Source organism: Bradyrhizobium niftali, assembly GCF_004571025.1.
Classification (GTDB): domain Bacteria; phylum Pseudomonadota; class Alphaproteobacteria; order Rhizobiales; family Xanthobacteraceae; genus Bradyrhizobium; species Bradyrhizobium niftali.
The window spans coordinates 13,113-38,708 of sequence record NZ_SPQT01000017.1 but is presented as its reverse complement, the minus strand read 5'-3'; the positions used below and the strand labels follow the sequence as shown (position 1 = coordinate 38,708).

The 25,596-nt window shown below is 64.0% G+C and carries 27 protein-coding genes and 1 pseudogene; 12 read left to right on the top strand and 16 right to left on the bottom strand.

Going from position 1 to position 25,596, the window contains the following annotated elements; all coding sequences use genetic code 11:
- Nucleotides 1-4 precede the first annotated feature (4 nt).
- Genes E4K65_RS26630 through E4K65_RS26620 form a run of 3 tightly spaced genes read right to left on the bottom strand, consistent with a single transcriptional unit; the run spans nt 5 to nt 3,152 of the window.
- Complete coding sequence (locus E4K65_RS26630) at nt 5-931, bottom strand: ABC transporter permease (RefSeq protein WP_007612833.1); 927 nt, start codon at nt 929-931, stop codon at nt 5-7.
- Nucleotides 931-2,043 (bottom strand): ABC transporter permease, encoded by a 1,113-nt coding sequence (locus tag E4K65_RS26625; RefSeq protein WP_135176641.1) that lies wholly within the window; start codon nt 2,041-2,043, stop codon nt 931-933. The genes E4K65_RS26630 and E4K65_RS26625 overlap by 1 nt, the downstream gene beginning before the upstream one ends.
- Nucleotides 2,040-3,152, bottom strand: a complete 1,113-nt coding sequence (locus E4K65_RS26620; protein WP_135176640.1) for a BMP family ABC transporter substrate-binding protein — start codon at nt 3,150-3,152, stop codon at nt 2,040-2,042. The genes E4K65_RS26625 and E4K65_RS26620 overlap by 4 nt, the downstream gene beginning before the upstream one ends.
- Nucleotides 3,153-3,562: 410 nt before the next feature.
- Between E4K65_RS26620 and E4K65_RS26615 the strand changes: the two genes are divergently transcribed.
- The gene (locus tag E4K65_RS26615) at nt 3,563-4,837 is read left to right on the top strand and encodes an allantoate amidohydrolase (RefSeq protein ID WP_167771194.1); all 1,275 of its coding nucleotides are present in this window, start codon (nt 3,563-3,565) and stop codon (nt 4,835-4,837) included.
- A 121-nt stretch (nt 4,838-4,958) separates the two neighbouring features.
- On the opposite strand, the gene E4K65_RS48820 is transcribed toward E4K65_RS26615, so the two are convergent.
- Nucleotides 4,959-5,099, bottom strand: coding sequence for a hypothetical protein (locus tag E4K65_RS48820; RefSeq protein WP_235885737.1), 141 nt, complete (start codon nt 5,097-5,099; stop codon nt 4,959-4,961).
- Nucleotides 5,100-5,102: 3 nt separating this feature from the next.
- On the opposite strand from E4K65_RS48820, the gene E4K65_RS26610 reads away from it, so the two are divergent.
- On the top strand, nt 5,103-6,308 hold the full coding sequence (locus tag E4K65_RS26610) for a hypothetical protein (RefSeq protein WP_235885735.1): 1,206 nt from the start codon (nt 5,103-5,105) through the stop codon (nt 6,306-6,308).
- 10 nt (nt 6,309-6,318) lie between these two features.
- Here E4K65_RS26610 and E4K65_RS26605 read toward each other — a convergent pair whose 3' ends face one another.
- Nucleotides 6,319-7,638 (bottom strand): dicarboxylate/amino acid:cation symporter, encoded by a 1,320-nt coding sequence (locus tag E4K65_RS26605; protein WP_135176637.1) that lies wholly within the window; start codon nt 7,636-7,638, stop codon nt 6,319-6,321.
- 87 nt (nt 7,639-7,725) lie between these two features.
- Nucleotides 7,726-8,739: a formamidase gene (locus tag E4K65_RS26600; protein WP_135176636.1), complete on the bottom strand. Its 1,014-nt coding sequence runs from the start codon at nt 8,737-8,739 to the stop codon at nt 7,726-7,728.
- A gap of 197 nt (nt 8,740-8,936) precedes the next feature.
- Between E4K65_RS26600 and E4K65_RS26595 the strand changes: the two genes are divergently transcribed.
- From E4K65_RS26595 to E4K65_RS26585, 3 genes are read left to right on the top strand one after another with little or no spacing between them, the layout of a single operon-like run.
- Complete coding sequence (locus tag E4K65_RS26595) at nt 8,937-9,605, top strand: TetR/AcrR family transcriptional regulator (RefSeq protein ID WP_025576448.1); 669 nt, start codon at nt 8,937-8,939, stop codon at nt 9,603-9,605.
- 8 nt (nt 9,606-9,613) lie between these two features.
- Complete coding sequence (locus tag E4K65_RS26590) at nt 9,614-11,479, top strand: adenine deaminase (protein ID WP_167771169.1); 1,866 nt, start codon at nt 9,614-9,616, stop codon at nt 11,477-11,479.
- A gap of 12 nt (nt 11,480-11,491) precedes the next feature.
- On the top strand, nt 11,492-12,883 hold the full coding sequence (locus E4K65_RS26585) for an NCS2 family permease (protein WP_025576446.1): 1,392 nt from the start codon (nt 11,492-11,494) through the stop codon (nt 12,881-12,883).
- Nucleotides 12,884-12,893: 10 nt separating this feature from the next.
- Here the strand turns inward: E4K65_RS26585 and E4K65_RS26580 are convergent, their stop codons facing one another.
- Nucleotides 12,894-13,115: a hypothetical protein gene (locus E4K65_RS26580; RefSeq protein WP_025576445.1), complete on the bottom strand. Its 222-nt coding sequence runs from the start codon at nt 13,113-13,115 to the stop codon at nt 12,894-12,896.
- A gap of 353 nt (nt 13,116-13,468) precedes the next feature.
- On the opposite strand from E4K65_RS26580, the gene E4K65_RS47520 reads away from it, so the two are divergent.
- Nucleotides 13,469-13,651 carry a hypothetical protein gene (locus E4K65_RS47520; RefSeq protein WP_025576443.1) on the top strand — a complete coding sequence of 61 codons (183 nt, stop codon included), beginning with the start codon at nt 13,469-13,471 and terminating at the stop codon, nt 13,649-13,651.
- A gap of 26 nt (nt 13,652-13,677) precedes the next feature.
- Here the strand turns inward: E4K65_RS47520 and E4K65_RS26570 are convergent, their stop codons facing one another.
- From E4K65_RS26570 to E4K65_RS26560, 3 genes are all read right to left on the bottom strand, one after another.
- The gene (locus E4K65_RS26570) at nt 13,678-15,054 is read right to left on the bottom strand and encodes a vWA domain-containing protein (RefSeq protein ID WP_135176634.1); all 1,377 of its coding nucleotides are present in this window, start codon (nt 15,052-15,054) and stop codon (nt 13,678-13,680) included.
- Between the two features lie 5 nt (nt 15,055-15,059).
- Complete coding sequence (locus E4K65_RS26565; RefSeq protein WP_025576438.1) at nt 15,060-16,007, bottom strand: AAA family ATPase; 948 nt, start codon at nt 16,005-16,007, stop codon at nt 15,060-15,062.
- A gap of 147 nt (nt 16,008-16,154) precedes the next feature.
- Complete coding sequence (locus tag E4K65_RS26560) at nt 16,155-16,355, bottom strand: hypothetical protein (RefSeq protein WP_135176632.1); 201 nt, start codon at nt 16,353-16,355, stop codon at nt 16,155-16,157.
- Between the two features lie 224 nt (nt 16,356-16,579).
- On the opposite strand from E4K65_RS26560, the gene E4K65_RS26555 reads away from it, so the two are divergent.
- Entirely contained in the window at nt 16,580-17,554 is a 975-nt protein-coding gene (locus E4K65_RS26555; RefSeq protein ID WP_135176631.1) for a quinone oxidoreductase family protein, read from the top strand.
- A gap of 38 nt (nt 17,555-17,592) precedes the next feature.
- Here E4K65_RS26555 and E4K65_RS48815 read toward each other — a convergent pair.
- Together E4K65_RS48815 and E4K65_RS26545 are read right to left on the bottom strand one after the other, a co-directional pair.
- Nucleotides 17,593-17,867 (bottom strand): annotated as a pseudogene (locus E4K65_RS48815) (hypothetical protein).
- Between the two features lie 102 nt (nt 17,868-17,969).
- A complete protein-coding gene (locus tag E4K65_RS26545) occupies nt 17,970-18,578 on the bottom strand; it encodes a S24 family peptidase (protein ID WP_027545883.1) in 609 nt (202 codons plus the stop codon).
- 166 nt (nt 18,579-18,744) lie between these two features.
- Here E4K65_RS26545 and E4K65_RS26540 point away from each other — a divergent pair, with 166 nt between their 5' ends.
- Nucleotides 18,745-19,266 (top strand): GcrA family cell cycle regulator, encoded by a 522-nt coding sequence (locus tag E4K65_RS26540; protein WP_135176630.1) that lies wholly within the window; start codon nt 18,745-18,747, stop codon nt 19,264-19,266.
- Between the two features lie 46 nt (nt 19,267-19,312).
- Nucleotides 19,313-19,873, top strand: coding sequence for a hypothetical protein (locus E4K65_RS26535; RefSeq protein ID WP_135176629.1), 561 nt, complete (start codon nt 19,313-19,315; stop codon nt 19,871-19,873).
- Nucleotides 19,874-19,919: 46 nt separating this feature from the next.
- Here E4K65_RS26535 and E4K65_RS26530 read toward each other — a convergent pair whose 3' ends face one another.
- Nucleotides 19,920-20,276: a hypothetical protein gene (locus E4K65_RS26530; protein ID WP_167771168.1), complete on the bottom strand. Its 357-nt coding sequence runs from the start codon at nt 20,274-20,276 to the stop codon at nt 19,920-19,922.
- A gap of 194 nt (nt 20,277-20,470) precedes the next feature.
- On the opposite strand from E4K65_RS26530, the gene E4K65_RS26525 reads away from it, so the two are divergent.
- The 3 genes from E4K65_RS26525 to E4K65_RS26515 all read left to right on the top strand — a co-directional run bounded on the left by E4K65_RS26525 (nt 20,471) and on the right by E4K65_RS26515 (nt 21,961).
- Nucleotides 20,471-20,935: a hypothetical protein gene (locus tag E4K65_RS26525; protein ID WP_135176627.1), complete on the top strand. Its 465-nt coding sequence runs from the start codon at nt 20,471-20,473 to the stop codon at nt 20,933-20,935.
- A 358-nt stretch (nt 20,936-21,293) separates the two neighbouring features.
- Nucleotides 21,294-21,479, top strand: coding sequence for a hypothetical protein (locus E4K65_RS47515; RefSeq protein WP_167771167.1), 186 nt, complete (start codon nt 21,294-21,296; stop codon nt 21,477-21,479).
- Nucleotides 21,480-21,619: 140 nt separating this feature from the next.
- On the top strand, nt 21,620-21,961 hold the full coding sequence (locus E4K65_RS26515) for a phasin (protein ID WP_135176626.1): 342 nt from the start codon (nt 21,620-21,622) through the stop codon (nt 21,959-21,961).
- Between the two features lie 194 nt (nt 21,962-22,155).
- On the opposite strand, the gene E4K65_RS26510 is transcribed toward E4K65_RS26515, so the two are convergent.
- From E4K65_RS26510 to E4K65_RS26500, 3 genes are all read right to left on the bottom strand, one after another.
- Nucleotides 22,156-22,470 (bottom strand): c-type cytochrome, encoded by a 315-nt coding sequence (locus E4K65_RS26510; RefSeq protein WP_135176625.1) that lies wholly within the window; start codon nt 22,468-22,470, stop codon nt 22,156-22,158.
- 281 nt (nt 22,471-22,751) lie between these two features.
- Nucleotides 22,752-23,582: an alpha/beta fold hydrolase gene (locus tag E4K65_RS26505; RefSeq protein ID WP_135176624.1), complete on the bottom strand. Its 831-nt coding sequence runs from the start codon at nt 23,580-23,582 to the stop codon at nt 22,752-22,754.
- Between the two features lie 152 nt (nt 23,583-23,734).
- Nucleotides 23,735-25,531, bottom strand: coding sequence for a ShlB/FhaC/HecB family hemolysin secretion/activation protein (locus tag E4K65_RS26500; protein WP_135176623.1), 1,797 nt, complete (start codon nt 25,529-25,531; stop codon nt 23,735-23,737).
- Between the last annotated feature and the right edge of the window lie 65 nt (nt 25,532-25,596).

Here is a 25,596-nt window from a genome sequence, read left to right as displayed (position 1 = left end):
CTCTCTAGCGGGTGATCGACAATTCGGCCGGGGCTCCGGTCAGTGTGCGTTTCGGCGAGCAGGTGATGATCATGATCGCCAGCGTCAGGATGTAGGGCGCGGCGTTGAAGAGGTGATAGCCGGAGGTGACGCCGACCGATTGCAGCGCCGGTCCCAGCGCCGCGGCGCCGCCGAAGGCGAGCGAGGCCCACAGGCACAGCAAGGGATCCCAGCGCGCGAAGATGACGAGCGCGACGGCCGTGATGCCCTGTCCGGAGGACAGGCCCTCGTTCCAGCTGCCGGGATAGAACAGCGACAGGAACGAGCCGCCGATGCCGGCGAGAAAGCCGCCGACCATGGTGGCACGCAGGCGGATCAGCAGCACCGAGTGGCCCATGGCGCGTGCGGCGTCCGAGCTTTCGCCGGCGGTGCGGATCAAGAGGCCCCAGCGCGTGGTGCGGAAGGCCCAGTACAGGATCGGCGCGAGCGCGACGCCGATCAGGAACAGGACATTGACGCGTAGCGCCGCGCGCACCTGCGGGATGTCGCTCCACCAGCCGAAATCGATTGCGGGTAGTCGCGGTGCGGTGGGCTCGATCAGCGGCTTGCCGAGATAGAAGGCAAGCCCGGTTCCGAACAGCATCAAGGCGATGCCGACCGCGACGTCGTTGACGCGCGGCAGCGAGCAGATGCCGGCGTGCAGTGCGCCCAGCAGCGCGCCGGTGATGCCGGCGGCGAGCACGCCCAGCCACGGTGATCCCGTGAGGTAGGAGATGCCGTAGGCACTCATCGCGCCCATCACCAGCGTGCCTTCGAGGCCGAGATTGATGCGGCCCGAGCGCTCGGTGATGCATTCGCCGAGACTCACGAACAGGAACGGGGTGGAGACGCGAATGGCGCCGCCGAGCACGGCGAGCGGGACGGTCCAGAGTCCGATCGATCCGTCTGCCATCAGGACTTGCCTTTCAGAAAACCGATGCGGCCGTAGAGCGCATCGCTGGCCAGCACGAAGACGAAGATGATGCCCTGGAGCACCAGCACGGACGCGTCGGGCAGTCCCAGGCGACGCTGCAACAGGCCGCCGCTGGCGCTGATGCCGCCGAGCAGGATCGCGACGGGGATGATGGCGAGCGGATTTTGCCGCGCGAGGAACGCGACGAGAATGCCGGTGAAGCCATAGCCGGCCGCGAGATTGGCGTTGGTGCGCCCCTGCACGGCGGCGACCTCGACCATGCCGGCAAGGCCTGCCGCACCGCCGGCGAGGAAGCAAACGGTCAGGATCAGCTTGCTGACGCCGAGGCCGACGATCTTCGCGGCGCGGATGTTGCCGCCGGCGACCCGCGCGGCGAAGCCGAACACGGTGTGGTAGATCAGGATGTAGGCGGCGATCGCGGCGATCAGGCCGAAGACGAGGCCCCAATGCACGTCGGTGCCGGGAATGCTGCCGATCATGTTGGCGGCGCCGATCTCGCGGGTCGAGGGCTTGTTGAGGCTGGCAGGATCGCGCATCGCCCCCTCGACGAGATGGTTGAGGATCGCGAGCGCGATATAGACGAGCAGCAGGCTCGAGATGGTCTCGTTGACGCCGCGATACTGCCGCAGCGCACCGGACAGCATGATCCACAATCCGCCGCCGATCACGCCGGCGATGATCATCGCGATCTGCACGACGAGCGGCGGCATGCCTTGGAGTGCGAGCGCAGCACTCGTCGCGGACAGCGCGCCGATCAGCAGCGCGCCTTCGCCGCCGATGATGACCATGCCGAGCTGCGCGGGCAGCGCGGTGCAGAGCGCGGTGAGGATCAGCGGCGCAGCACGCGTCAGCGTGTTCTGCCAGGAGAACCAGGTGCCGAAGGCGCCGTAGTACATGTAGAAATAGAGGTCGAGCGGATTCTTGCCGAACATCGCGACGAAGATGCCGAAGACCACCAGCGCGCCGGCGAGCGCCGCGCCCGGGATCAGGACATATTCGATCGTGCCGCCGTGGCGTTGGAGAAAGCCGGGGTCGGCGGCCGGGGCAATTGTCCCGGCCACCTCGGCAGAATCCGCCGCTTCCGTGGTCACGAAGTCGCTCCGATCACGCCTTCGACGAGATAGTCCATCTTCTCCAGTTCGGGATCCTTCTGGCCGCGATCGGTGCCGGCAGGGATCGCCGTCTTGCCCTTGTTGTCGACGAGGCCTCCCTTGAAGATCGTGTAGCCTTCGGCCGACAAGAACTTGGCCTTGACGTCGTCGGCATGCTTGCGCGCCTCGGCGGAGACGGCTTCGCCATAGGGCGAGGTCTTGACGATCTCTTCCTTGAGGCCGCCGCGAAAGAAGTTCGGGATGCTCTCGCCGGCGGCGATCATCTTGACGAACTTCGGATAGAGCGCTTCCCAGTTCCACTCGGCGCCGGTGAGATACGCCTTCGGCGCAAGCGGCGACTGGTTGGTGTGATAGCCGCAGACGAAGGCGCCGCGGCGCGCCGCGTTCTCGACCATCGTCTTCGGCCCGTCGACGTGGCAGGTGAGCACGTCCACGCCCTGGTCGATCAGGCTGTTGGTGGCTTCGGCTTCCTTGACCGGCATCGACCAGTCACCGGTAAAGATCACCTGCGTCGTGGCCTTCGGGTTGGCGAGCCTGGCGCCGAGGGTGAAGGCGTTGATGTTGCGCAGCACCTGCGGGATCGGCTTTGCGGCGACGAAGCCGAGCTTGCCGCTCTTGGAGGTGTAGCCGGCGACGACGCCGGAGATGTACTGGGCTTCGTCGATATAGCCGAAATAGCTGCCGGCGTTCTTCGGGTCCTTGTCGGTCCAGAGGCCGCCGCAGTGCTCGAAGCGCAGCTTCGGGTACTTGTTGGCCATCTTGACCATGTGTGGATTGTAGTAGCCGAACGAGGTCGGGAAGAGCAGGGTGGCACCGTCGAGATTGATCATGGACTCGATCGTCTTCTCGACCGCGTCGGTCTCCGGCACCTTCTCTTCCTCGACGACCTTGAGGCCGGGAATCTTCTTCAGCGCTGCCGCACCCTGCGCATGCGCCTGGTTGTAGCCGTAGTCGTCGCGCGAGCCGACATAGATGAAGCCGATGGTGGTGTCGGCCGCGAAGGCCGGGCGGGCGCCGGCCGCCGCGCCGAGGGTGAGGGCCGCGCCGCCCTGCAACAAATGACGTCGTGAAATCCTGCCAAAATCCATTGCTTGCTCCCCTTGGGCGGATGTCCCGCCTTGATCTCGCGGCCACCGCCGGGTTGGCGGAGCCCTGGATAAGTTGTCGCAAGCTTTGTGCCAGAGGCTACGAAGCGTGCATTTAGGGGCAAGTATTTGAAAAATAATGGATATGGTTCTCTCGAGATTCCTGCTGAGGAAAAAATGGCAGATTAATTTATAGGCAATATTTTCTGGTTGTATGCAGTTGAGTTAAGCAGTCTTAACCAGCGTTCGCATGTGTATGACCGGCGTCGGACGGTCTGCCGGCAAGGCGCATTCATGCTAACCACGCGCTGATCGGGACTGCGCCGGGCGCGATTTTGCTGGCACCGAACTTGTATCGATTGTCGCCAGGACCGCCGCCGCCGCGGTCCCAGAAGATGGAAAGCTCGACCGAGATGGGTGCTGCCACCGCCGTTCAAGATGCATCGCTCGGCAAGGAGATCGTTCGCCGCATCAACGAGCTCGCTGCGATTTCGGAAGAGACCGACAAGCTCACCCGCATCTATCTCAGCAAGGAGCTGCGCGCGGCTGCGGATCTCATCCTCGGCTGGATGCGCGAGGCCGGCATGAGCGCGCATCTCGATGCGATCGGCAATGTCTGCGGCCGCTATGAGGGCGAGCGGCCGGGGGCGCCCTGCCTGATGCTCGGCTCGCACTACGACACCGTGCGCGACGCCGGCAAATGGGATGGGCCGCTGGGTGTGATCACGGCCATCGCCTGCGTCGCCGATCTCAACCGCCGCGGCAAGCGACTGCCGTTCGCGATCGAGGTCATCGGCTTTGCCGACGAGGAGGGGGTGCGCTTCGCCTCGACGCTGCTTGGCAGCCGCGCGGTGGCCGGCACTTTCGACGAGAGTGTTCTCAACACGCGCGATCGCGATGGCGTGTCGATGCGCGATGCGCTGGTCAGGTTTGGCCTCGATCCCGATCATATCGGCGCGGCCGCGCGGGCCCGGCGCGAGCTGCTCGCCTATCTCGAATTGCACATCGAGCAGGGTCCGGTGCTGGAAGCCCAGAACCTGCCCGTCGGCGTGGTCACCGCGATTGCGGGCGCGACACGGCTGGCCGCACGACTGAACGGCATGGCCGGTCATGCCGGCACCGTGCCGATGGCGCTGCGCCGCGACGCGCTCACCGGAGCTGCCGAATGCATCGGCGCGATCGAGCAGTTCTGCCGGACCGACGAGAGCGGCCTGGTCGGCACCGTCGGCTACATCCAGGCGAGGCCCGGCGCGACCAACGTCATTCCGGGCGAGGTGTCCTTCACCATCGACATGCGTGCGCCGACCGACATGCACCGCAAGCGCGCGGTCGCCGACGTCGTCAGGCAGATCGAGGCGATTGCAAAGCGCCGGCAGTTGGCGCTGCAGCTCGATGTCACCCACGAGAACCGCACCGTACCCTGCGCGCCCTGGCTGAAGGACCAGATCGCGCAGGCGATCGCCGCGGAAGGCGTTTCCGTGTTCGAGCTGCCGAGCGGGGCCGGGCATGACGGCATGGCCATGATCGACATCGCCGATGTCGGCATGATCTTCGTCCGCTGCCGCGGCGGCGTCAGCCATCACCCGGACGAGCATGTCGAGCTCGCCGACGCCGACGCCGGCGCCCGGGTGCTGCTCAGGGTGATCGAGAATTTCAGGCCGCGGGAGGATCGCGCCGGCGCGATCTGACTTTCGGGAGCCCGCATGTCATCAGGGCGAGATACGAATCAGTCATCCTGAGAGTGGTGACCGGCCATCGCCGGAAATCACGAGACACCAGGCACGAATGAATAGCGATATCTCCTTGCCGTCACATCGCGGAAATCGGTTTTACCAGGGTGTCGCTGCGACCTTTGTCGCCAATGCCCTTCAGGCGGTCAACTTCCTCGGTGATCGTTTCCTGAGAAAGTCGCATCATTCGTTGTCGGCCATCGAAGACCTTTACCGACACTCGATGGACAGCGCCTTTTCGGTGACAGAGGCTTTCCTGGTCACCGGCGCACCGCACGCCTCTGCCTATTACCCGCGTGACTTCGCCTGGTTCTACCCCGACGTACTCGACCCCGAGACCATCAGGGATTCGCAGGACGCGGTGCGGCGGGTGCGTCTGCTCGAAAGGAGCGTCCGCCTGTTGCTGGAGGCGGTTCGTGCCAACGTCGTCACGACGACCATCGTCCCGGCGGGACGCGCGCGGTATCTCGGCGTGAACTATTTCTCGCGCCCGTCGGACACGCTGCTCGGCATTCTCGCCGGTCTCCGGCAGATGATCTCCGCCGAGGAGAGAGCGTCGTCCTATCTGGCGATGTCACAATGCGCCCATGCCGGCCGCTTGTTGCTGGCCGAGTATGGCACAGACCTGAAGCGTGCGATCCTGAAGCTTGCAAGCGAGCTAGAGCCATTCGACGCTGACGGCACCAGGTATCTGTTGTGTGATGCCAGTGGCCCTCGGTCTGCGGCGACGGACACGCGTGCCGAACGACGGCGTTTCGTCACCAACGCCTGCGTCTACACGACGTTCGGGTGGGCCGTGCAGCTCGGGGTCGTCGACGAGAACGAGCTGAAGCGGCTGCTCGGACGCGACCTCGCGCAATACAAGAAGGACCTGCTCCGCCTGTTCGGCAAGGGCGGCTATATCAGGCACTCCCTGGATGGCCCCGCGAGCTCGCCGGTGTCATCGGTCGCCCTCGACTTCGTCGGCGTGCATCGCGGATTTTGGGATATGAGCGAGGCCAGCGAGCGCGCGCTGTTTGCGGCCACGACGGATCTGATCATTGCCGAACCGCGTTTCCGCATCCCCAGCACGTTTCATTTCCTGGTGTCGGCAGATAATCCCCGGAACAAGATGATCCACAAGATCGCAGCTCCCGCCTATCAGGGGCGTTCGTCCTGGCCGACGTTCAACGTCGAATTTGCCGATCGCATGCTGGACTATGATGAAGTCTCGGGAGGCGATACCTATCGGGCCTGCGCCCAGGGAATATTGAAGGACATCCGGACCGCGACCGAGGTCCACGGCGGTTATCAGGAGCTGATCTCGGAACATGGCCTGAAATATCGCACCTGGGCTTACAAGGGCGCCGTCGCCCACTCCTGGTTTCCGCGCTTCCTGTCCGTCTGGAGGAGGGCGTATGGAACGCCGCTCCTCCAGTGGAATGACTGATCCGCAGGCGCTATCCCGCCGTCACGTCCACCAGCTCGCCGCCTTCGAGCACCTTGACCGCCTTGGCGCGGTCGAGGTCGCCTTCCCAGGCCGCCACCACGACCGTCGCAACGCAGTTGCCGACGAGGTTGCCGAGCGCGCGGGCCATGCCGATGAACCAGTCGACCGAGAGCACCAGCACGAGGCCGATCGCCGGAATGCTCGGCACCGCATTGAGCGTCGCGGCCAGGATCACGATGGCCGAGCCCGGTACGCCGTGCGCGCCCTTTGAGGTGATCAGGGACACGCCGAGCACCAAGAGGAGATCGCCGAAGGACAGCGGCGTATTGGTCGCTTGCGCGATGAACACGACGGCCAGCGTGAGGTAGATCGAGAAGGCGTCGAGGTTGAAGGAATAGCCGGTCGGAATCACGAGGCCGACCACGGAATCCTTCACCCCCATCCGCTCCAGCTTCTTCATGATCTGGGGCAGCACCGCGTCCGACGACGCCGTCGCGAGCACGATGGTGAGCTCCTCGCGCAGGTAGGCAAGGAATTTGAGGATGTTGATTCCGGCGAGCGCCATCACGCCCCCGAGCACGCCGAGCACGAAGATGCCGACCGAGACGTAGAACAGCATCACCAGTGAGACGAGCTGCTTCAGCGAGCCAACGCCGTATTTGCCGACGGTGTAGGCGACTGCGCCGAGCACGCCAAGTGGAGCGACACGGACGATAAGCCCCATGACGCGGAACAGCACGGTGGAGGCCGCGTCGATGATGGAGGTGACGAGCGCGCCCTTCTCGCCGCCGACGAGCGCAAGACCGACGCCGAACAGGACCGCGAAGAACAGCACCTGAAGCACGTCGTTGCGCGACAGCGCATCGAAGGAGGTGGTCGGGATCACGTTCATCAGAAAGGCGCCGATGCCGCCGCCGGACAGCTTGTGGGCGTTGTCGGCGTAGGTGTTGAGCGCCTTGGCGTCGAGCGTCGAGGGATCGATGTTCATGCCGTGGCCGGGGCCGAAGAGGTAGGCGAGCAGCAGGCCGACCACGAGTGCGACCGTCGTCATGATCTCGAAATAGACCAGCGCCTTGACGCCGACCCGGCCGACCTTCTTGAGGTCGCCGGCGCCGGCAATGCCGTGGACGACGACGCAGAACACGATCGGCGCCACGATCATCGAGATCAGCTTCAGGAAGGCGTCGCTGAGGATCTTGAGCCCGATGGCGAAGTCCGGGACCGCCATCCCCAGGATGACGCCAAGCGCCAGCGCGGCCAGGACCTGGACGAACAGCGAGGCGTAAAGCGGCTTGCGCTCGGCGGCCGGGGCCGCGGCAATGCTCGACATGGTGAACTCCCCCAATTTGACGCGTCTTGGACGTCAAAAAGGAGCAACTACCGTGCCAGAATGTCGCGGTCGGCGCCGAAAACGGCCCTATTCCGCCGCCTTCGCCGTCTTGCCGAACATCCGCGTCGGTACCGGGAAGCCACAGGAGCTGCCGTCGGTGACCTTGACCTGGTCTTCCCACGGCAGGCGGAAGGTGCCGGCGACCATGTCCTGCATGAAGGTATAGGGGCAGTCCATCGCGCCGCCCTTCACGGCGACATAGCCGCGGTGCCAGAGCTGGTAGATGTTGTTCTCGACGCCCCAATTGATCCGCGCCTCGCGCACGAGGTCGGGCCGCACCTCAGCGGTGATGATCTCGTCGGCGCGACCGGTGGTGCCGTGCGCCAGCACCGTGCCGTCGAAATTGACGATCATGCCTTCGCCCATGGAATCGAACGAGCCATCGCTGCCGCACATGCAGACATTCGCCGTCACCATCAGATTCTGGAACGAATTGGCCTGGTTGGTGAAGCGCCAGGCTTCGCGGATCGGCGCGGTGTAGCCGGCGGTGCGGATCATGATCTCGGCGCCCTTGTAGGCGCATTCCCGCGCCATCTCCGGGAACATGCCGTCGTGGCAGATGATCAGTGCGATCCTGGCGCCTTTCGGCCCCTCGATCACGGGAATGCCGATGTCGCCGGGCTCCCACGGCTCGACCGGAATCCAGGGATGGAGCTTGCGGTAGTACAGCTTGATCTCGCCGTGATCGTCGATGATCAGGCCGGAGTTATAGGGATTGCCGTGCGGGTTGAACTCCATGATGGAGAAGCAGCCCCAGATCCCGTTGTCGACGCAAGCCTGCTTGAAGGCCGTGACTTCGGGCCCGTCGAGCCGGCACATGATCTCGGGATTGGTGTCCATCGAGAGGCCGTGCAGCGAGTATTCGGGGAACACCACCAGATCCATGGTGGAAAGGTTGCGGCGCGCCTTGCCGACCATCCAGACGATACGCTCGGTCTGCCTTGCCAGATCGGCCCGAGTGACGACGTTCGGCAGTTGCAACTGCACCAGCCCGATGACCACGCCCTCAGGCGATTTGTTCAGCCCACCAAGCCCGTTCATGATCAGCTCCCTTGCTGGAACCAGAGCGCCGCGCCGTTGCGTGCGATCGTTTCGTGGAAGAGCAAATCCGATTTTGACGACGCGCAAAAGTCCATTTTTCAGGCGGGCGGCCGGGCGAGCCGACGCCCATTGCTGCGGCGCGGCGTGCCTCAAATCTCGGCTTGACCCTCCAAATTGCCTGATGTCAGACTTCTGACATGAGTACAGCAAAGCGACATATCGCCAATCTTCGCGACGAGTACGCCGAGATGACGCGGCAGCGCATCGTTGCGGCTTTCGTCGAGACGCTGGAGGACGAGGCGGCCGACGATATTTCCATGGCGGCAGTGGCCAAGCGCGCGAAGGTGGCTGAACGAACCATCTATCGGCACTTCAAGACCCGCGCGGAACTGTTTGCTGCGGCCGGCGAGTGGATCGAGGACAATGTCTTCAGCTACATTCCCTTCACCTCGCCCGACGAGCTGCCGGAGATCTTCCGCAAGCTGTGCAAGCGGTTCGACCGCCATCCGCATCTGGCGCGCGCCATTGCGATGACGCGGGCCGGCCGCCGGGTGCGCGCCGGCTTCCGGCGGCACCTGATCGACCAGCATCGCAAGGCGATGGCGCCGCTGGTGCAGCATCTCCCTGCGAAGGAGGTCCGTCAGGCGGAGGCGCTCGCGTCCTATCTCAACAACGTGCTGGCCTGGAATGCGATGCGTGAGGATTTCGGCATGACCAGCGGCGAGATCGCCGATGCCATCGAGTGGGCGCTCACGACCCTCCTGAAGGACGTCCGGCAGCGCGATGCCGCCGCGGCGCGCAGCGGCAAGGCCGGCAAATCTCCGCGGAAGCGAACCACGATCCGCGAACGTACCGGCGTAGAGTGAGGCAGGCCATGAATGCGATCCCCGACGACCTCCTGATCAACGCGCCCGACGAGGTTCGCATCCGCCAGGACCTGGTGCTGACGGCGCTCGGCCACCGCCCGGCCGATCGCTCCTTGCGGGTCGGCAGGTTGCTCGATGTGCACAGCCGCACCTGGAGCGAGGATCAGGAGATCGTCTTCAAGGGCCGGCGTATCGCCTGGGTCGGGCCTGCCGGCGACTATCCCGGCGAGGTCCGCGAGCGCGTGCATCGGCCGGATCTTGCCGCCGTGCCCGGCTTCGGCGAGGTGCACAAGCATATCGAAAGCTCGCACCTGACGCCGGAATGGGAGGCCGCGCTGGTGCTGCCGCATGGCAATACCTGGACCTGCGAGGCAAGCCACGAGTTCTCCAACGTCAACGGTGCGCGCAATCTCGAGTTCTGGTTCGAAGCGCGTCGCCGCGGCTCGCCGCTCAAGATCTTTCCGCAGCCCGGCTCGGCGGTGCCGCCCACGGCCTATGAATGGGGCGGCGGCTGGTATGGCCGCGATGAGCAGGCGCGCTTCATGAGCGAGAGCCTGATGGTGACCGGGCTCGACGAGGTCATGGACTGGCCAGCGGTCTGGAATCCCGACAATCCGTCCTACAAGCGGCTCTGGGGCATGATCGAGGCGACATTCGCGGCGCGCGGCGTCGTCGAAGGCCATGCCTCTGGCTTGCGGGATCTACCCTCCATCAACGCCTTTGCCGCGGCCGGGCTCGCGTCCGACCACGAAGTGCAGACTCCGGAGGAAACCTGGGACAAGCTCACCCGCGGCCTGTTCGTCGAGCTGCGCGTCTATGCCATGGACGAGATCGTCAAATGGCTGCTCGCGAAGGGTCTGCAGGACTGGTCGCAGATCGCGTTCACGACGGATGACCGCAGTGCCAGCCACACGCTCGAGCTCGGCGCCAGCGACCACAATGCGCGGGTCGCGATCGAGGCCGGCCTTGCGCCGGAAATCGCCATCCAGTGTCTCACCATCAATCCGGCGCGCCACATGCGCCTCACGCCGTTCGTCGGCAGCCTGGCTCCAGGCCGTTTCGGCGACGTGGTGCTGCTCTCGGATGTTGCCAAACTCACGATCGCCGAAGTGTGGGCCGATGGCGCCCAGATCTCCGAGGGCAAGCGTTACCTCGGCCAAGTGCCCGAGATCCTCTGGCCGGACTGGGCAACGAAGACGGTCAACATCAAGCGCTCGATCAAGCCTCAGGATTTCGAGCTGCGGGCCGAGCCCGGCCGTACCACGATGAGGGCGGCCGTGATCCGTCCCTTCCATTGGCATCCCGAATTCTACACCCTCGAACTGCCGGTGCGCGACGGTGCCGTGCAGCGCGACGAGAGCGAGGCCATCACCAAATTTGCGATCGTCGACCGCTTTTCGGGCGACGGGCGCATCGCAAAGATGTTCTGGCGCGGTTGTGGACCGCGCACGCCGGAGACGGCAGTTGCCTGCTCGGTGGCGCACGACAAGCACAATATCTGGGTGGTCGGCTCGTCCGACGCGGCGATGGCGAAGGCGGTGAACGCGCTGATCGAACTTCAGGGCGGATGGGCGCTGGTGCGCGAGGGCGAGCTGGTTGCAACCGTGCGCTTCGAGGTCGGCGGGCTGATGAGCTGCCGCTCGGCGCAAGCGCTCGATGCCGAGATGCAGGCGCTCTACGCGGAGGGACGCAAGGTCGACTGGATGTATGAGCCGACCTACCGGCCTCGCTGGTATCCGGGATTCCCCGAGCGGCTGATGTTCGCGACGCTGACCTGCGCGCCCTGGAGCTGGGTGCTGGTGGCGCCGTGTGAGCAGGCGCCGCTCGGCTTCATCAACGTGCAGACCGGCGAAGCACACCCGGTGGTCTGGTAGGGGAGGATTGGGATGAACGAGATGACGAAGCCGCAAGCCGCCTCCACGGAGCCGGCGCCGCGCGCAGCCGCTGGACCGCTCGATCGCATCTTCGGCCTCACCGAACGTGGCACGAGCGTCGGCCGCGAGGTGATGGCCGGCGCGACGACGTTCGCGGCGATGGCCTATATCATCGCCGTGAACCCGGCGATCATGTCCAACGCCGGAATGGATCGTGCCGATCTGGTCAGCGCCACGGCACTCGCCGCGATTGTCGGCTCGGTGATGATGGGGCTGTGGGCCAATCTGCCGCTCGCTGTTGCGCCGGCGATGGGATCGAACGTCATCTTCACCTATGTCATCGTCAAGCAGATGGGCATGCCCTGGCAGGGCGCGCTCGCCATGGTCGCCTTCACCGGCGTTCTGTTCCTGATCCTCAGCCTGTCGAAGCTGCGCGAGAAAGTCGCGAAGGACGTGCCGGAGGCGCTGAAGATCGGCATCCAGGCGGCCGTCGGCACGCTCATCGTCTTCATTGCGTTGCGCGGCGCCGGCTTCGTGGTCCAGAACCCGTCGACCTACATCGCGATGGGATCGCTGCGCAGCCCGCCGGTGCTGCTGACGCTGTTTGGCCTCCTGCTCACGCCGGTGCTGGTGGCGCGCCGGGTGCCGGCGGCGCTGATCCTGTCGATCGCGGTACTCACCCTGATCGGCTTCTTCGTTCCCGGCGGCAACGGCAAGATGGTGACGTCGGTGCCTTCGGCGATCATGTCATGGCCCCGCTGGCCGAGCAGCACCTTCATGGCGCTCGACTTCGGCTATCTCTTCAGCCATTTCGTGGTGGCGCTGCCGCTGCTGTTCTATTTCCTGTGTGCCGAGTTCTTCTCGACGCTTGGCACGCTGATCGGCGTCACAGGCGCCGCCAATCTGCGCAAGCCCGATGGCTCGATCCCGAACGCCACCGCCGCATTTGCAACCGATGCGACGGCATCCATCGTCGGCCCGCTGCTCGGCACCTCCGTCGTCACGGCGTACATCGAGTCCATCACCGGCGTGCAGGCTGGTGGCCGCACGGGACTGACTTCGCTGACCGTTGCGGGACTCTTCTTTCTCGCGCTGTTCTTCTGGCCGGTCTTCGTCATCATCCCGCCACAAGCGACTGCGCCCGCGCTGGTGCTGGTCGGTGTGCTGATGATGCAGGGGCTTGCCCGCATCGACATGACCGATCTCGGCAACGCAGTTCCGATCGTGCTGACGCTGCTCGTCACCGTTCTGACCAACAACCTCATCAACGGAATGGCCCTGGGCACGCTGAGCTATATCGCCCTGGAAGTGGCTGTCGGCCGGCGGTCGCAGATTCCGGCGATGGTGTGGGGGCTCGGCGTCGTGTTCGTCGCTTACGCGATCGTGATCGCCCAGATCTTTTGATGCGCGGGCGCTACGCCGCGAGATCCAGCAATTTGCACGATCCGCGCACCAGCGCCTTGCGGCCGGCCGGTGTCATTGCGGGCGCGCCGTCATCGACGACGACGAGGCCGAGCTTGACGAGGCTTTCGACGACATAAGCCTTCGCGAGGCGACCGTTCGACACCGGGTTGCGAAGCGCCTTCAGCGCTTCCCACTGGCCGGGTGAAAGATCGAAGTCGAAATCGTTGCTCATGTTGCCTCAAGCGATCGTACCGTTCGCGCGCCTCTGTTAACGGCGCTGCATGAAGACCATGCGACGACAATGAGTCGGGAATTCGGTGGGCGGTTTAGAACTTCTCTTCACGAATTGCCGCACTTCGTTGCGCCACAAGAGTTAAGATCGTTCGCGCACGAATATCGTCCCGACCCGCGATCACTAATTGATGATTGGCTCTTGATCGTGGGGTGAAAGCTACCGCAGTGCACGGGAAGGATTGCTGTCCCATTCTGCGTCGCGATATGCACAGAAATCGTGAGGCGAGGGGTACGGGACTCTGCTAGGTTGATTCGCAGGGGATTGGCTTCACACAGCAGGGGTGTGAGTGCATGAACAGGCTGGTGGAAATTCGCAGTCAGGAATTTCTTTGCCGGGAGCGCGCCGCGCTGGATTCGGAGCGCCGGATGTTCTGGCTCGCGCAGGCCCAGGAATGGGAGCAGCGCGCGCTCGACGAAATCGCCTATCACTTTCGAGAGTGCAACCTCGTCCAGGCCGAGTTGGCTGCCGCCTGACGCCAGACGACGGATGTGATCGCCGTCTACTGATAAGTCGCCACGATGTCGGACACTGCGCGCTCGAGCTGCTGCGCCGTGGCGCATTGGCGCACCACGCTGCAAAAGGTCGCATAGCGCGGCATCTCGGAATCGCCAAAGCCCCAGGCGAGTCGCCCCTCGGGATTGAGCCAGACCAGCCGCTTCGAGCGCTCGGAGATCCGGCGCAGGATGTCGGCGCGCGGATCGAGATTGTTGCTGCGGGCATCGCCGAGCACGATCACCGTCGTCTGCGGCGTCAGCGCGCTCATGAAATCCTTCTCGAAATCGACCAGCGACGAGCCGTAGTCGGATGAGCCGAAGCCGACTTTGGACATGATCTCAGCCATCGCCTCTTCCGGCGATTTCGCTTCCAGGATGTCGCTGACCTCGATCAGGTGCGAGGAGAAGGCAAAGGAGCGGACGTCGTCGACCACCTCGTGCAGCGAGTGGATCAGGAGCAGGAAGAAATCGGAGACCTGCGCGACCGAGCCGGAGACGTCGCAGAGCGCAACGATTTTCGGCCGGTCGCGATGCTTGCGCTTCCACGCCGTGAGGAAGGGCACACCGCCCCAGGCCGCGTTGCGACGCAGCGTGCGGCGGACGTCGAGATGCCCGCGGCGCTGGCGCTTGCGTGGCTTGGAATAGCGCTCGCGCAGGCGGCGCGCGATCTGGTGGATGAGGGCGCGCATCTCGGCGACCTGGCGCCGCTCGATGCGCGCAAGCGGCGCATTGCGCAGGATATCGTTGCGGAGGTTCTCGGCTTCTTCGCGGGCATAGAGCGCAAGCCCCTGCGAGACGGTGTCGCGGACCGCTTCGCGCAGGGCGTCGAGCGCGGCGCGCAGGCGCTCGGCCAGCGCGGGATTGGTTGCGGTCAGCTGGTCGAGGTCGTCGCGCAGGCGCTGAAGGCCCATGGCGTCGAGGATGCGGCTGGAGAAGATGCCGCGCTGCGTGGAATAGCGGATGTCGGACAGGGACGCGGCGCCGGCCGCGCTGGCGATCGCGGCCGCGGTCGCATTGCGATCCTGCGACAGCAGCATCTGCGCGAGCGGGCCCAGTTCCTCTTGCGGCGAACCGCCGCCCGCATCACCGGCCGCGGCGGAAGAGGGGGCTTGATCCGTATCCTGCGACGGATCCTCGTCAGCGCCCTCAGGCTGCTCCTGCCGCGGCTCCGGCTGGCTGAAGAACAGGTCGAAGCAGTCGCCGAGCGCGAGTTTCTCGTCCTGCGATTTGGCGAGCGTCAGAAGCAGGGTGTCGCGCAGGATGGTTCGGTCTGAAAAACCGACCTGCGCAACCGCGCGCATCGCATCGATGCTTTCGGCGGGCGAGACGTGTACGCCGGCGCCACGTGCTGCCCGAAAGAAACGATGGATGTTCTCGCGCATCGGCGTCAACCGAAGACGTTGGATCGTGCTGCCTTGGCAATGAAGGTCGTGATCTGGGGCTGGGCCGCCTCGATATCGGCTTCGTATTTCAGGAGCACGTTGAGCGTGTCCTTGACGATCTCGGTGTCGAGCTCGGAAGCCTGAAGCAGCACCAGCACGCGCGCCCAATCGATGGTCTCGCTGACCGAGGGCAGCTTCTTCAAATCCAGCGAGCGGATCTCGTGGATGAATCCGACCATCTGCCGGCGCAGCGTCTGCGAGATGCCGGGCACGCGGCTCTCGACGATGCGCTCCTCCAGCCGCTGCTCGGGGAAGCCGATATGCAGATGCAGGCAGCGCCGCTTCAGGGCATCGCCCAGGTCGCGCTCGCTGTTGGAGGTGAGGATCACCGTCGGCGGTGTGATGGCGGAGACGGTGCCGAGTTCGGGGATCGTGACCTGGAAGTCCGAAAGGATTTCCAGCAGCAGCGATTCAAACTCGGCGTCCGATTTGTCGATCTCGTCGATCAGCAGCACGCAACCGCCCGGCTGCTCCAGCGCCTGGAGCAGCGGCCGCGGCTCGACGAACTCCTTGGAGAAGAACACGTCGCCGAAATCGTGGAGCTGATCGAGCGCAGCGTGCAGCGTCTGCGCGCCGCCGAGCACCTCGCCGAGCTTGTCCTTGAGGATCTGCGTATAGAGAAGCTGCTTGGCGTATTTCCACTCATAGAGCGCCTTGGCCTCGTCGAGGCCCTCGTAGCATTGTAGGCGGATCATCTTCATGCCGCGCCAGGCGGCGATCGCCTTGGCAAGCTCGGTCTTGCCGACGCCCGCAGGGCCCTCGACCAGGATCGGCTTCTCGATCTGCTGCGACAAATAGACGGCAGTCGCGATCTGGCGGCTCGCGATATAACCCTGCGCGGCGAGGCCGCTCTCCACTGCCTCGATCGCGGTCGAGGGCTTCTGTTCAGCCACGAATGGGCGCTCCCAAAGGTCTTGCTTGAAGCCTGTTCTGCCTGCGTTCCAGGCAAAGAACAAGCCTCCTTTGGGAGACATCAGATCCGCGTGAACGGCGTTTTTTCCGCTTAGCGCAAATACTTGAGCGGTCTGCCGATCGCGCGGTCAGTGCCGCAGCGGCCCCGGCTTCCGGATCGTCTGCCGGACCTCGGCGCCGCAATCGGCGCATTCATAGACGAAGTCGATCTTGGCAAGGCTCCAATGCGGTTCGACCTCGCGCACATACATCGGCAGGAACCCCATGCAGGTGGGGCAATTCACGGGCGCGATCTCGACATCCTGATGATGCTGTACATAAGCCGGCATCTCGGTTTCTCCTTCGCAGGCGACCACCAAACCCCGCGCAAAAGCTACTGCCGGTTGCTCCGAGGCCGTCATCAACTCTTTCGAACAGAGGCGGAACGGCGGGCATTTGTCGTTCGCTGTGACATTCTTGTTACGTCTCTGTACTGTAACGGGCAGATGAAATGCCTATTTCACAGGCCGATCCGGTTCTCGGACCTTCACTGCAACGATAAGGGAGCAACCCCATGACGCATGCCATTCGCTTTCACAAGACCGGCGGGCCGGAAGTCCTGGTCTGGGAGGAGGTCAGTGTCGCCAAGCCCGGACCGGGCGAGGCGCGCATCCGCCACACCGCCGTCGGTCTCAACTTCGTCGACATCTACAACCGTTCGGGTCTTTATCCGGCGCAGCTGCCGAGCGGGCTCGGCAGCGAGGCGGCGGGCATTGTCGAGGAGATCGGGCCAGGTGTCACCGATCTGAAGCCGGGCGATCGCGTCGCCTATGGCGCCTCGCCGCTCGGCGCCTATTCCGAGGCGCGGCTGATCCCCGCCGACCGTCTGCTGAAGCTGCCTGACGGCGTCGACGACAAGACGGCGGCGGCGATGATGCTGAAGGGGCTGACGACGCAATATCTGATCCGGCAGACCTATCGGGTGAAGGCCGGCGACACGATCCTGCTCCATGCCGCGGCCGGTGGTGTTGGCCTGATCCTGAGCCAATGGGCCAAGCATCTCGGCGCGACCGTGATCGGCACCGTCAGCAACGACGAGAAGGCAAAGCTGGCCAAGGCGCATGGCTGCGACCATGTCATCATTTACACGCGCGAGGATTTCGTGAAACGCGTCGACGAGATCACCGGCGGCAAGAAGGTGCCGGTGGTCTACGACTCCGTCGGCAAGGACACGTTCCTGAAATCGCTGGACTGCCTCGCGCCGCTCGGCGTCGCTGCGCTGTTCGGCCAGTCCTCCGGCGCGGTCGAGCCACTCAATCTCGGCCTGCTCGCCCAGAAGGGCTCGCTCTACGTCACCCGTCCGACGCTGTTCACCTATGCCGCCAAGCGCGAGAGCCTGGTGGCGATGGCGGGCGAGCTGTTCGACGTCGTCAAGTCCGGCGCGGTCAAGATCGAGGTGCACCAGACCTATCCGCTGAAGGACGCGGCCAAGGCGCATGCCGATCTCGCGGCACGCAAGACGACGGGATCGACCGTGCTCCTGGTGTGATGCTCTGCCGGACGCTGACGCAGACCTCCGGGTCTGCGTCACGTCCGTTCGTGCTTGCGCAGGTCGCGGACGTGATCGAGGCCGATCGCCTGGAGGTCGACATCTTCAGGCGGAACGTGGGGAAGGGTGGCCTCGGTCAGGATGGCCTCGGTGACGTCCTCGACCGAACTCTCCGCGATCTCGTGGATGAACGAGATGTTCTGGTATTCACCGAGGCAACGCGGGCGATGACCTCGCGCCTCGTGATTTCAGGATCGACGACGGCCTCGCGGCCGCGCCGCCCGTAGTCGATCATTACGACGAAATACTGCATGGAGACGATCCTGCCGCGCCCCAATGGTCGGGAGCGCGGCAGAGTATTTCCGAAAAACAGAATTAAGTCAAGTTCGATTTCCAAAAATCGGAAATCGGCGACCTATTTGCCCTTCTTGCGGGGGCGCGCCGACTTGGCGCGCAGCCGTTCGAGCTGACCCTTGGGCATGGAGAGGCAGATCTCCCCGACCCAGTCGAGCTTGACGCCGACGATCGGCTTGGCGTTGAAGCTGGTGAGATTGACGACGGAAGGGGATTTGCCCCGCTCGATGGTCTTCAAATAGCGTTCGCCGGTCTTGAGCCGGACCACGGCCTCTTCGCCGTAGAAGCTCGACAGCGGATGACGCTGGTCCTTGTAGACCACGATCACGTCGCCGCTCTCGTATTTTGGCAGCATCGAATCGCCGACGATCTCGAATGCAATCGTCTCTTCCATGATCGGGAAGGGCAACGCGATGTCGCCGAGACCCTCCGGAGGAACCTGCTCGTAGTCCGGCTCAATCACGGCGCCGGCACCCACGCGCCCCATGATCGGCGCGAGATTGAGCTCGAGATATTCCATGATCGGAATGATCTCCGAGGCCTTCACCAGGCGCTCGCCACCAAGAATCTCCGAGACCGCGCCGGGGCGCACGCCCATCGCTGCCGCCAGGCCCCCCTTGCTTTTGCCCGTCTTCTCCAGGCCCCGCTCGATCATTGCAACGTCCAACATGGTGATTCCCTCGATTGCCCATCGTCTCGCCTCTTGTAATCCGAAATTCGGAATTGATGCAATTATGAATATCAGAATTACGGCTTGACTCTCGCTTCGGAATACCGGAATGTGTGTCTCGCCTCCCGGTCGTGCGATCGGACGAGGTGCATCACAGGACAGCAGCATGGAACCGGGTCATTGGCCGTCGGAGCACTCCGACGCGCTTCGCGACTATTTTCTCAAGGGAATATCTTATGCGGAGATCGGAAGACGGATTAACGCAAGGTTTGGAACGGCTTATACGCGCAGCGCAGTGGCTGGCCGCGCCAAGCGGCTCGGGCTCGTTGCGCCGGAACGGGTGACGAGCCCGTCGATCGTGCCTGCGCTGCCGGGCGAGACCGGTCTGCTTTCGCCGCGACGGCCGGCGTTAAATCTGCCGCCGAAGTCTGCACTGAAGCCCGCGCGGGCCAAGTTGCGCTGTGTCGGCGTTCAGCCGCGCCTCGTCCAGCTGGTCGATCTTGCGCCGGCCGACTGCCGTTACCCCTATGGAGGTGACAAGGACGGGGAGGAGATCGCCTTCTGCGGCCACCCGCGCCAGCCGGCCTCCAGCTATTGCGCGCCGCATGCGCGCCTGACGCGCCGCTCCGGGGCTGCGTCCGCCCGTGTCGCGGGTCCCGTCGTGCTGAGGCTGGTCTCCGCCGCCTGAGAGTGCGCTCGCCCGTTCAATCGTCAATCTTGCAAGGAGTATCCGAGTGGGACGTGTCCGACGCAATAGATCCTACAAACTGGCACAGATCTACGACCGGCGGTCGCGCGAGGTGCCATTCAATGCGGAAGTGGCGGAGGTCGAGATCGACAATCCGCTGGCGCTCGATCCCGGCGAGAAGATCATGGCAATCCGGTCGATCCGTAGCGATCCGCTCGGCCGCCTGCACTCGCACCACCAGATCGACGAGGCACAATACCGCGGCGGGCGCGCCTTCCAGAACGATTGGGAGCGTCAGGCGATGGACCCAACCCACGAATATGTCGATGGCGCCCGCACGCGCGAGCCCGTCACCGAGAGCCAGCGACAGGCGGTGCTGCGGCTGAACCGGATCGAGCGCGAACTCGGCACCGACGGCGCCGCTCTGGTGCACGACGTGCTGGTGCTGGGGCTGACCATGGATCAGATCGGGCAGCGTCGCGCCGTCCGCACGCAGCGCTGGAACGACTATTTTGCGCGGCGGTTTCGCGAATGCCTGGACCGGCTGGCGCTGATCTACGGCTTCGCGACGGAGGCGGGGACGCAGCGTGCAGACCAGCGCAGATGATTGCGGCCCGCCGGCGGTCTCGGCCGCCGGCGGGCCGGTCTGCTGCTTACGGATGCGGTACAATCTGGTAAGGCGTCGTGTAGGGCTCGACACGCAGCGAGGCGTTGGCCAAAAGCCCGATCCTGGCGGTCGGTGCCTGCTGCAATTCGCCGTTCGGGCCGCGATGCACGTTGTATTGCCAGACGGTGAGGTCACCCTTCTGCGCCAGCGCGTGCGCAACCGCGCTCGCATCATTGCCGCCGAGCGCCTGGAGCTCCTCCGCCGACAGTCCGACGACAATTTCGTCCTTGATGGTGACGATCTTGAACAGATTCATCTTGGCCTCCTGCGCCCATGCGCCTTGTATCGAGAGGGTGAAGAGCGCAACCGCGGCGCCCTTGATGAGATCGCAGCGAGAAAGCATGCCGTCGTCCTTTGGTGCTGACGCGCGCCCGAATCGGTTGAGTCCGTCAGCCATGGCGCCCGTGATCTGCGTGGCCGTATCGCAACGCTTGGTCGTCCGATCTTGAACGATGGTTCATCGGCGGCAACATGTCGGGAGCGATGAACCTTGATGCGAAGAAGCGAGTCCAAAGTGGGCTCGAGGGGATACGTCAGATGAAATTCGCCCGCATTGTTTGCCTTCTTGTGTCTGCCGGTGTCGCAGGCACCGTCGCGGCGGCAGATCCCTTCTACATCGGAAGCTGGACATTTGCGGCTGCCGTGGTCGCGCCATGGGCCGATGCGCAACGCAAGCCTGACGACACGGAGCGGGCGCGGCTGATGGGCAAGACAGTCGTCCTGAAGGCGAAGGAAATCTCGGGGCCGCGCCCGTTTGCCTGCGCCAGGCCGCAGTACAAGGTGACGGATTATGGCCCCGACATGATCTTCCAGGGCGCATTCGACGAGATGCAACGTGCCGACAAGAAGGCCGATCCCAAGGCGCTTGCCGCCTCGCTCGGCTTCGCTGGCGTCCCGATCAGGACTTTGGAGACCGGCTGCGAGATCGACGTTCATTTCGTCGACGATACAACCGCCGAGGTGGGACTCAACAATTACGTGTATACGCTGAAGAAGCGTTAGATCGCCTGCGTCAATGCCCATTCATGCCGGAACCAAGGCGAAATGCTGTGCTGGTTGACAGCAATCAGGGCCGTGTGCGTGACTGATGCCGCTTCTTGACGCAGGTGGGTGACGGCGGTCCATATTCCTGTTATCCGGAATCGCGGTGGTGCGATGCAGACGAAGCATCGCTAAGCCGTTGGTCGGGCTTGCCGGAAGGGTTGTTTCTTGGCATAACTACAACCTGTTCGGTTGAGCCCGAGCGTGCTAGCCCGCCGGACCCCCCAACCGAGAGTTCGTCCTCTCCATGGCACCCGGTTATGGTGTTCGGCTCTCGAGTGGGACGATCAGGAAGGCCGATGCTTGTGATGGGTGCGAGATGAAGAACCTCAACTTCGCGGCTGAACTGCACCTCAAGCTCGGCGCGCCTGCGAGCGGCACGGTCGAAAGCCTGCGCCTGCTCCGCGCTTTTTTGAAGCTCGCGCCTCGCCAGCGCTTCGAGGTCATCAAGCTCGTTGAAGACCTCGCCACCGAAGAAACCCTTTCCGAACACCCCCTGTCCTGAGCCGGGCGTACGTCCCAACGCCTTTTCCTTCGTTTTCCTGCCCAAGCCGGACCGCCGGGGGACGTTTGCCCCCGGGTTCGCCGCTGGAATGCGGTCCGGCAAGTGTGGTATTTAGCTAAGAAAAAGGGAGGAGTATGACCATGATCGAACCGAAGCTCGAAGTTCCGGCCGAACTGCGCGACTTGGCCGAGAAGACGATCGACCAGGCGGAACAGGCTTTCGGCATGTTTTTCGATGCCGCCACCAAATCGATGTCATCCGTTCCCGGAGCAGGGACGGAAGTGTCGAAGCAGGCGCTCGCTTTCACCGAGCAGAACATGAAGTCGGCGTTCGAGCATGCGCGCAAGCTCGTTCATGCCACCGACCTTCAGGAAGCGATGCGAATCCAGTCTGACTTCCTGCGCAGCCAGTTCACCAGCGCCGGAGACCACATGCGCCAGATGACCGGCAGTCTCATGCAGTCAGGCAAGGGCAAATCCTGATTCCCGGTCTGTGCGCTGCGTGCCTACAAATTGATCTTGCGCCGCATGGAGATCCGGATTTCGATGCTGGCGCAGGTCCATGATGGGCCACCGAATGGTTTCTCATTCGCCGTCCATCATCCTTTCTGCTGATCCCTGTCGGTCCTCCGGCAGGGATTTGCATTTTGTGACAAGTTTCGCGATTGGCCGGCGCTCTATGGACGCAGCGATCCGATATAGGCCGCGATGTCGCCGGCTTCGATCCGGCTCAAGGGAAAGCTCGGCATCTTCGGATGCGGGTCGAGCAGGAAGAAGGCGAGCTTCTCCGGACTGAAGTCCGGCCGGCGCGCAACGGATGCGAAGGAAGGGACGTCGGCGCTGGCTTCCGCCTGGCCATTGGCCACGACATGGCAACTTGCGCACCAGCGCTTGGCCAGGTCGGCACCGTGACCGGCATCGGCGGCGAGAGCGGATGAGGAATTCGAGGCCACGGCAAGCAGCAGGCAAATTCGTCTCAAATGCTGGTGCATCGGGCAACCCTCATGCGTTCGCTTGCGGCCACCATGCTCATCCGCAGCATGATCCCGGAAATTGGGAGAGATCGATGCGGGCGATGATCGACCGCAGCAGCCTGCGGGTCGAACGATAGAGATGCCGCACGAATCCGGGCGTCCTTGTCGCCGGCAGGCCCAGCCGTTTCGTATCAAGGCTTTCGATGTAGTGCGACACGTGCCTCTCCGAGATTGTGAGACCGTGTCTATCGTGGCCGGCCCGGAGCCGCCTTGATCTGCCGCAAGGCGTCCCCGGCTAGTTAATAGTCGCCGGGGTTCATGATCATCGGACTTTTCGTTTCGGCCGGCGCGAGCGCGCTGCTGGCGCTGTCACGCAGGAAGCGGTCGAGCGTCGCCTGGATCTTCTCCTTGACCGCGTCGGGTCCGCGATCGCTCATCTCGGTGTGCTGCGCACCGGTGTGGACGATGTCGATGCCGCGCGCCTTGGCCTCTTCCGGCGTCGGCAGCACGCCTGGGTCGGTCAGGAAATGCGGATCCTTCGAGCGGAACGACAGGATCTTCAAGTTGTCGCTGAGCACGAAGGGCACCCGAAGATTGTCGAGTGTGATCACTTTCGACACCAGCTCCGGGTGCTGATGGGCGACATACATGGACACGTCGCCGCCGTTGGAATGACCGACGAGGGTGATGTGGTCGTAGTCGGCGTTCTCCTGCCGCCTCTTCAGTTCGCCCAGGGTGAAGAGGATGTTGGCCTCGCAGCGGATATAGACTTCGCGCCGGCCGACAAATTGCTGGCCGACATGGGTCATTAGCGGCGGATCGCTGGGCAGGTCCTGCTGGATGCTGGCGACGAGATAGCCCCGCGCCGCGAGCCCGTTGGCGAGGAAGGAATACTCGGTGGCCTTGACGGTATTGCCGTTGCTGATGATGGCGAGCGGCAGCTTCCAGAGACCGAGATTGGCCTTGGTCTCGTAATCGCGCCGCACCGCGATTTCGACCGAGATTGGCCGCTGGCGCGAGGCGTCGAACAGGGTCCAAACCTCATGGCGGATCGCGAACCGGCTGACGACGAAATATTCGCCGACGCCGAGGACGCAAAGAAGCGCCAGAATTGCAAACACCCTCTTCATGGTTCCGTCCCGATCACATTCGACTGAAGATGGTCATTGGAAGCCCCCGGATCGAGCGATCGTGACCAGGTTACGGGATTAAATTTAGGCAAGTCTGTGAGCAAGGCCGGAAAAGGGCCGCATGCCGGGTACGCGGCATGAGGGGTTTGCAGCTAGAGGCAGCCGCTCCTGCCGCGTTCGGGGCAGAGCCGGAATGCGCTCGACAGCGTGAACAGGAAACGCGGGCTGCGGCGCTCGTTGTCTGGCGCCCGGTAGCTCAAGGGGACGGCCACCCCGAGGTCGGCCTGGAGATCGTCCCACAGGAAGAATCGCGCGCCGATTCCGGCCGATGTCAGCGACAGGCCGTCGCTCAGCCGGTAGCCGTCGTTCCAGACTGCGCCGGCGTCGCCGAAGGCGTAGAGCTGGTAGCCGGTCCAGTAGCGGAAATTGAGCTTCTGGTCGAAGCGCAGCTCGAGCGAGCCGGCAAGACCGTTGTCGCCGCTGATCTCGGCTGCGCCGTAGCCCCGGCCGAAGGCCGGGCCGCCGAGATAGAACTGCTGCGAGGTGAACAGCGGCCGCGATGCCGTCTGGCTCGCCGCCGCGAGCTTGAGCGACCAGGCGCCGTTGAGCGTCTGGTAGCGCGTGAACCAGAGATTCAGCACCGAGAAGTTCGATGAGGCACCGTCGCGCGACAACAGATCGTCGTCGAAATGCGATGCGTCGAAGACGTCGAGGCCCTGACGGTAGGTCAGGGTTGCGAAATTGGTGCCGCCGAAGCGGTCCTGGAGCCGGTAGTCGGCGGTCAGGCTCGCGGTCCGGATGTGGTCGTTGTACCAGGGTCCGTAAAGATCGTGCTCGGACACGTTGCTGAAGGCCCCAGCCACGGTAAGTGTCAGTGCCGACGATTGCGACATGAAGGGCACGGTGCTTGCCCGCACCTCGAAAGCTTCGGTCGTCGTGATGTCGCTGTCGAGGCGGCGGGCATCGCCCGGCCGGACCGCGCTGTAGAGGACGGACGCGCCGAGGCGCACGCCGTCGACGCCGACAGGCGCGTCGTAGGACAGCCGTGCGAAGCCAAGCTGGCGCGGGTCGTTGGCAATGGTCGACAGGTTGACCGCCAGCGTGTCGCCAGGCGTGAGGTAGGAATTGAACGCGCCGGTCGCATAGGTCTGCCAAGGGCCGACCGAGGACGAGCCGAGATTGTCCAGGCCGAACGATGTGAACACGTGCCAGGTTTTCAAATAAACGGTGAGGCGGAAGCGGCCGGTCGCACCGCCGAGCTCCTCCAACGCGGTATCGGCGATCCGGACGCCCGGCCTGCCGCTGATCAGGAAAAGCTGGCGTTCGAGCGTTGCCAGGCGCGATGGCTGCTCGGCCAGAACCGGCTCCAGCATCGGCCTCACGCCGAACTGCTCGGCGCCGTCGCCTTTCAGTTCAGCCTGCACGATGGCGCCCTCGATCACCTGGATCCGGACCATGCCGTCGGCAATGTCCTGCGGCGGCACGACGGCCCTGCTCAGATGGAATCCATCGGCGCGGTAGAGGTCGCTGATCGCACCGGCGATCGCGGCGAGGTCCGCCTGTGAGACCTTCTTGCGGAGGTAAGGCTGATAGACCGCGGCGATGCGATCACGGGAGACGATGTGGGCCCCGGTGACATTAATGCCGCGCAGCACGAATTGAGGCTTGGTATCGCCGCCGGTGTTGGGCTGGCCGACCGTCGGTAGCTTGACCGGAGGCCGGCTCAGCGTTTCCCGCTCGGTTTGGTTTTCAAAGTATTTCTCAGGCTGGCGCGGATCAAAACCCGGCTGGTTCGCCTGTTGTGCGAATGATTGCGGAGCTCCCGTGAAAATAGGTGCCAACAGCACCAGCGCGGTAACGAGGAACCGCTTCTCAGCACGCGCCGCGAACCCCTCTCCGTAGTTTGACGGAGATTTGCTCATAGGGTGGTAAGGGTCCGTTAGTCGCATGATTTTTCTTAGTTTTTTATGGTCAATGATTGGTTAATGCGGCCGCTCGGCTCGCCAGTTCCCGC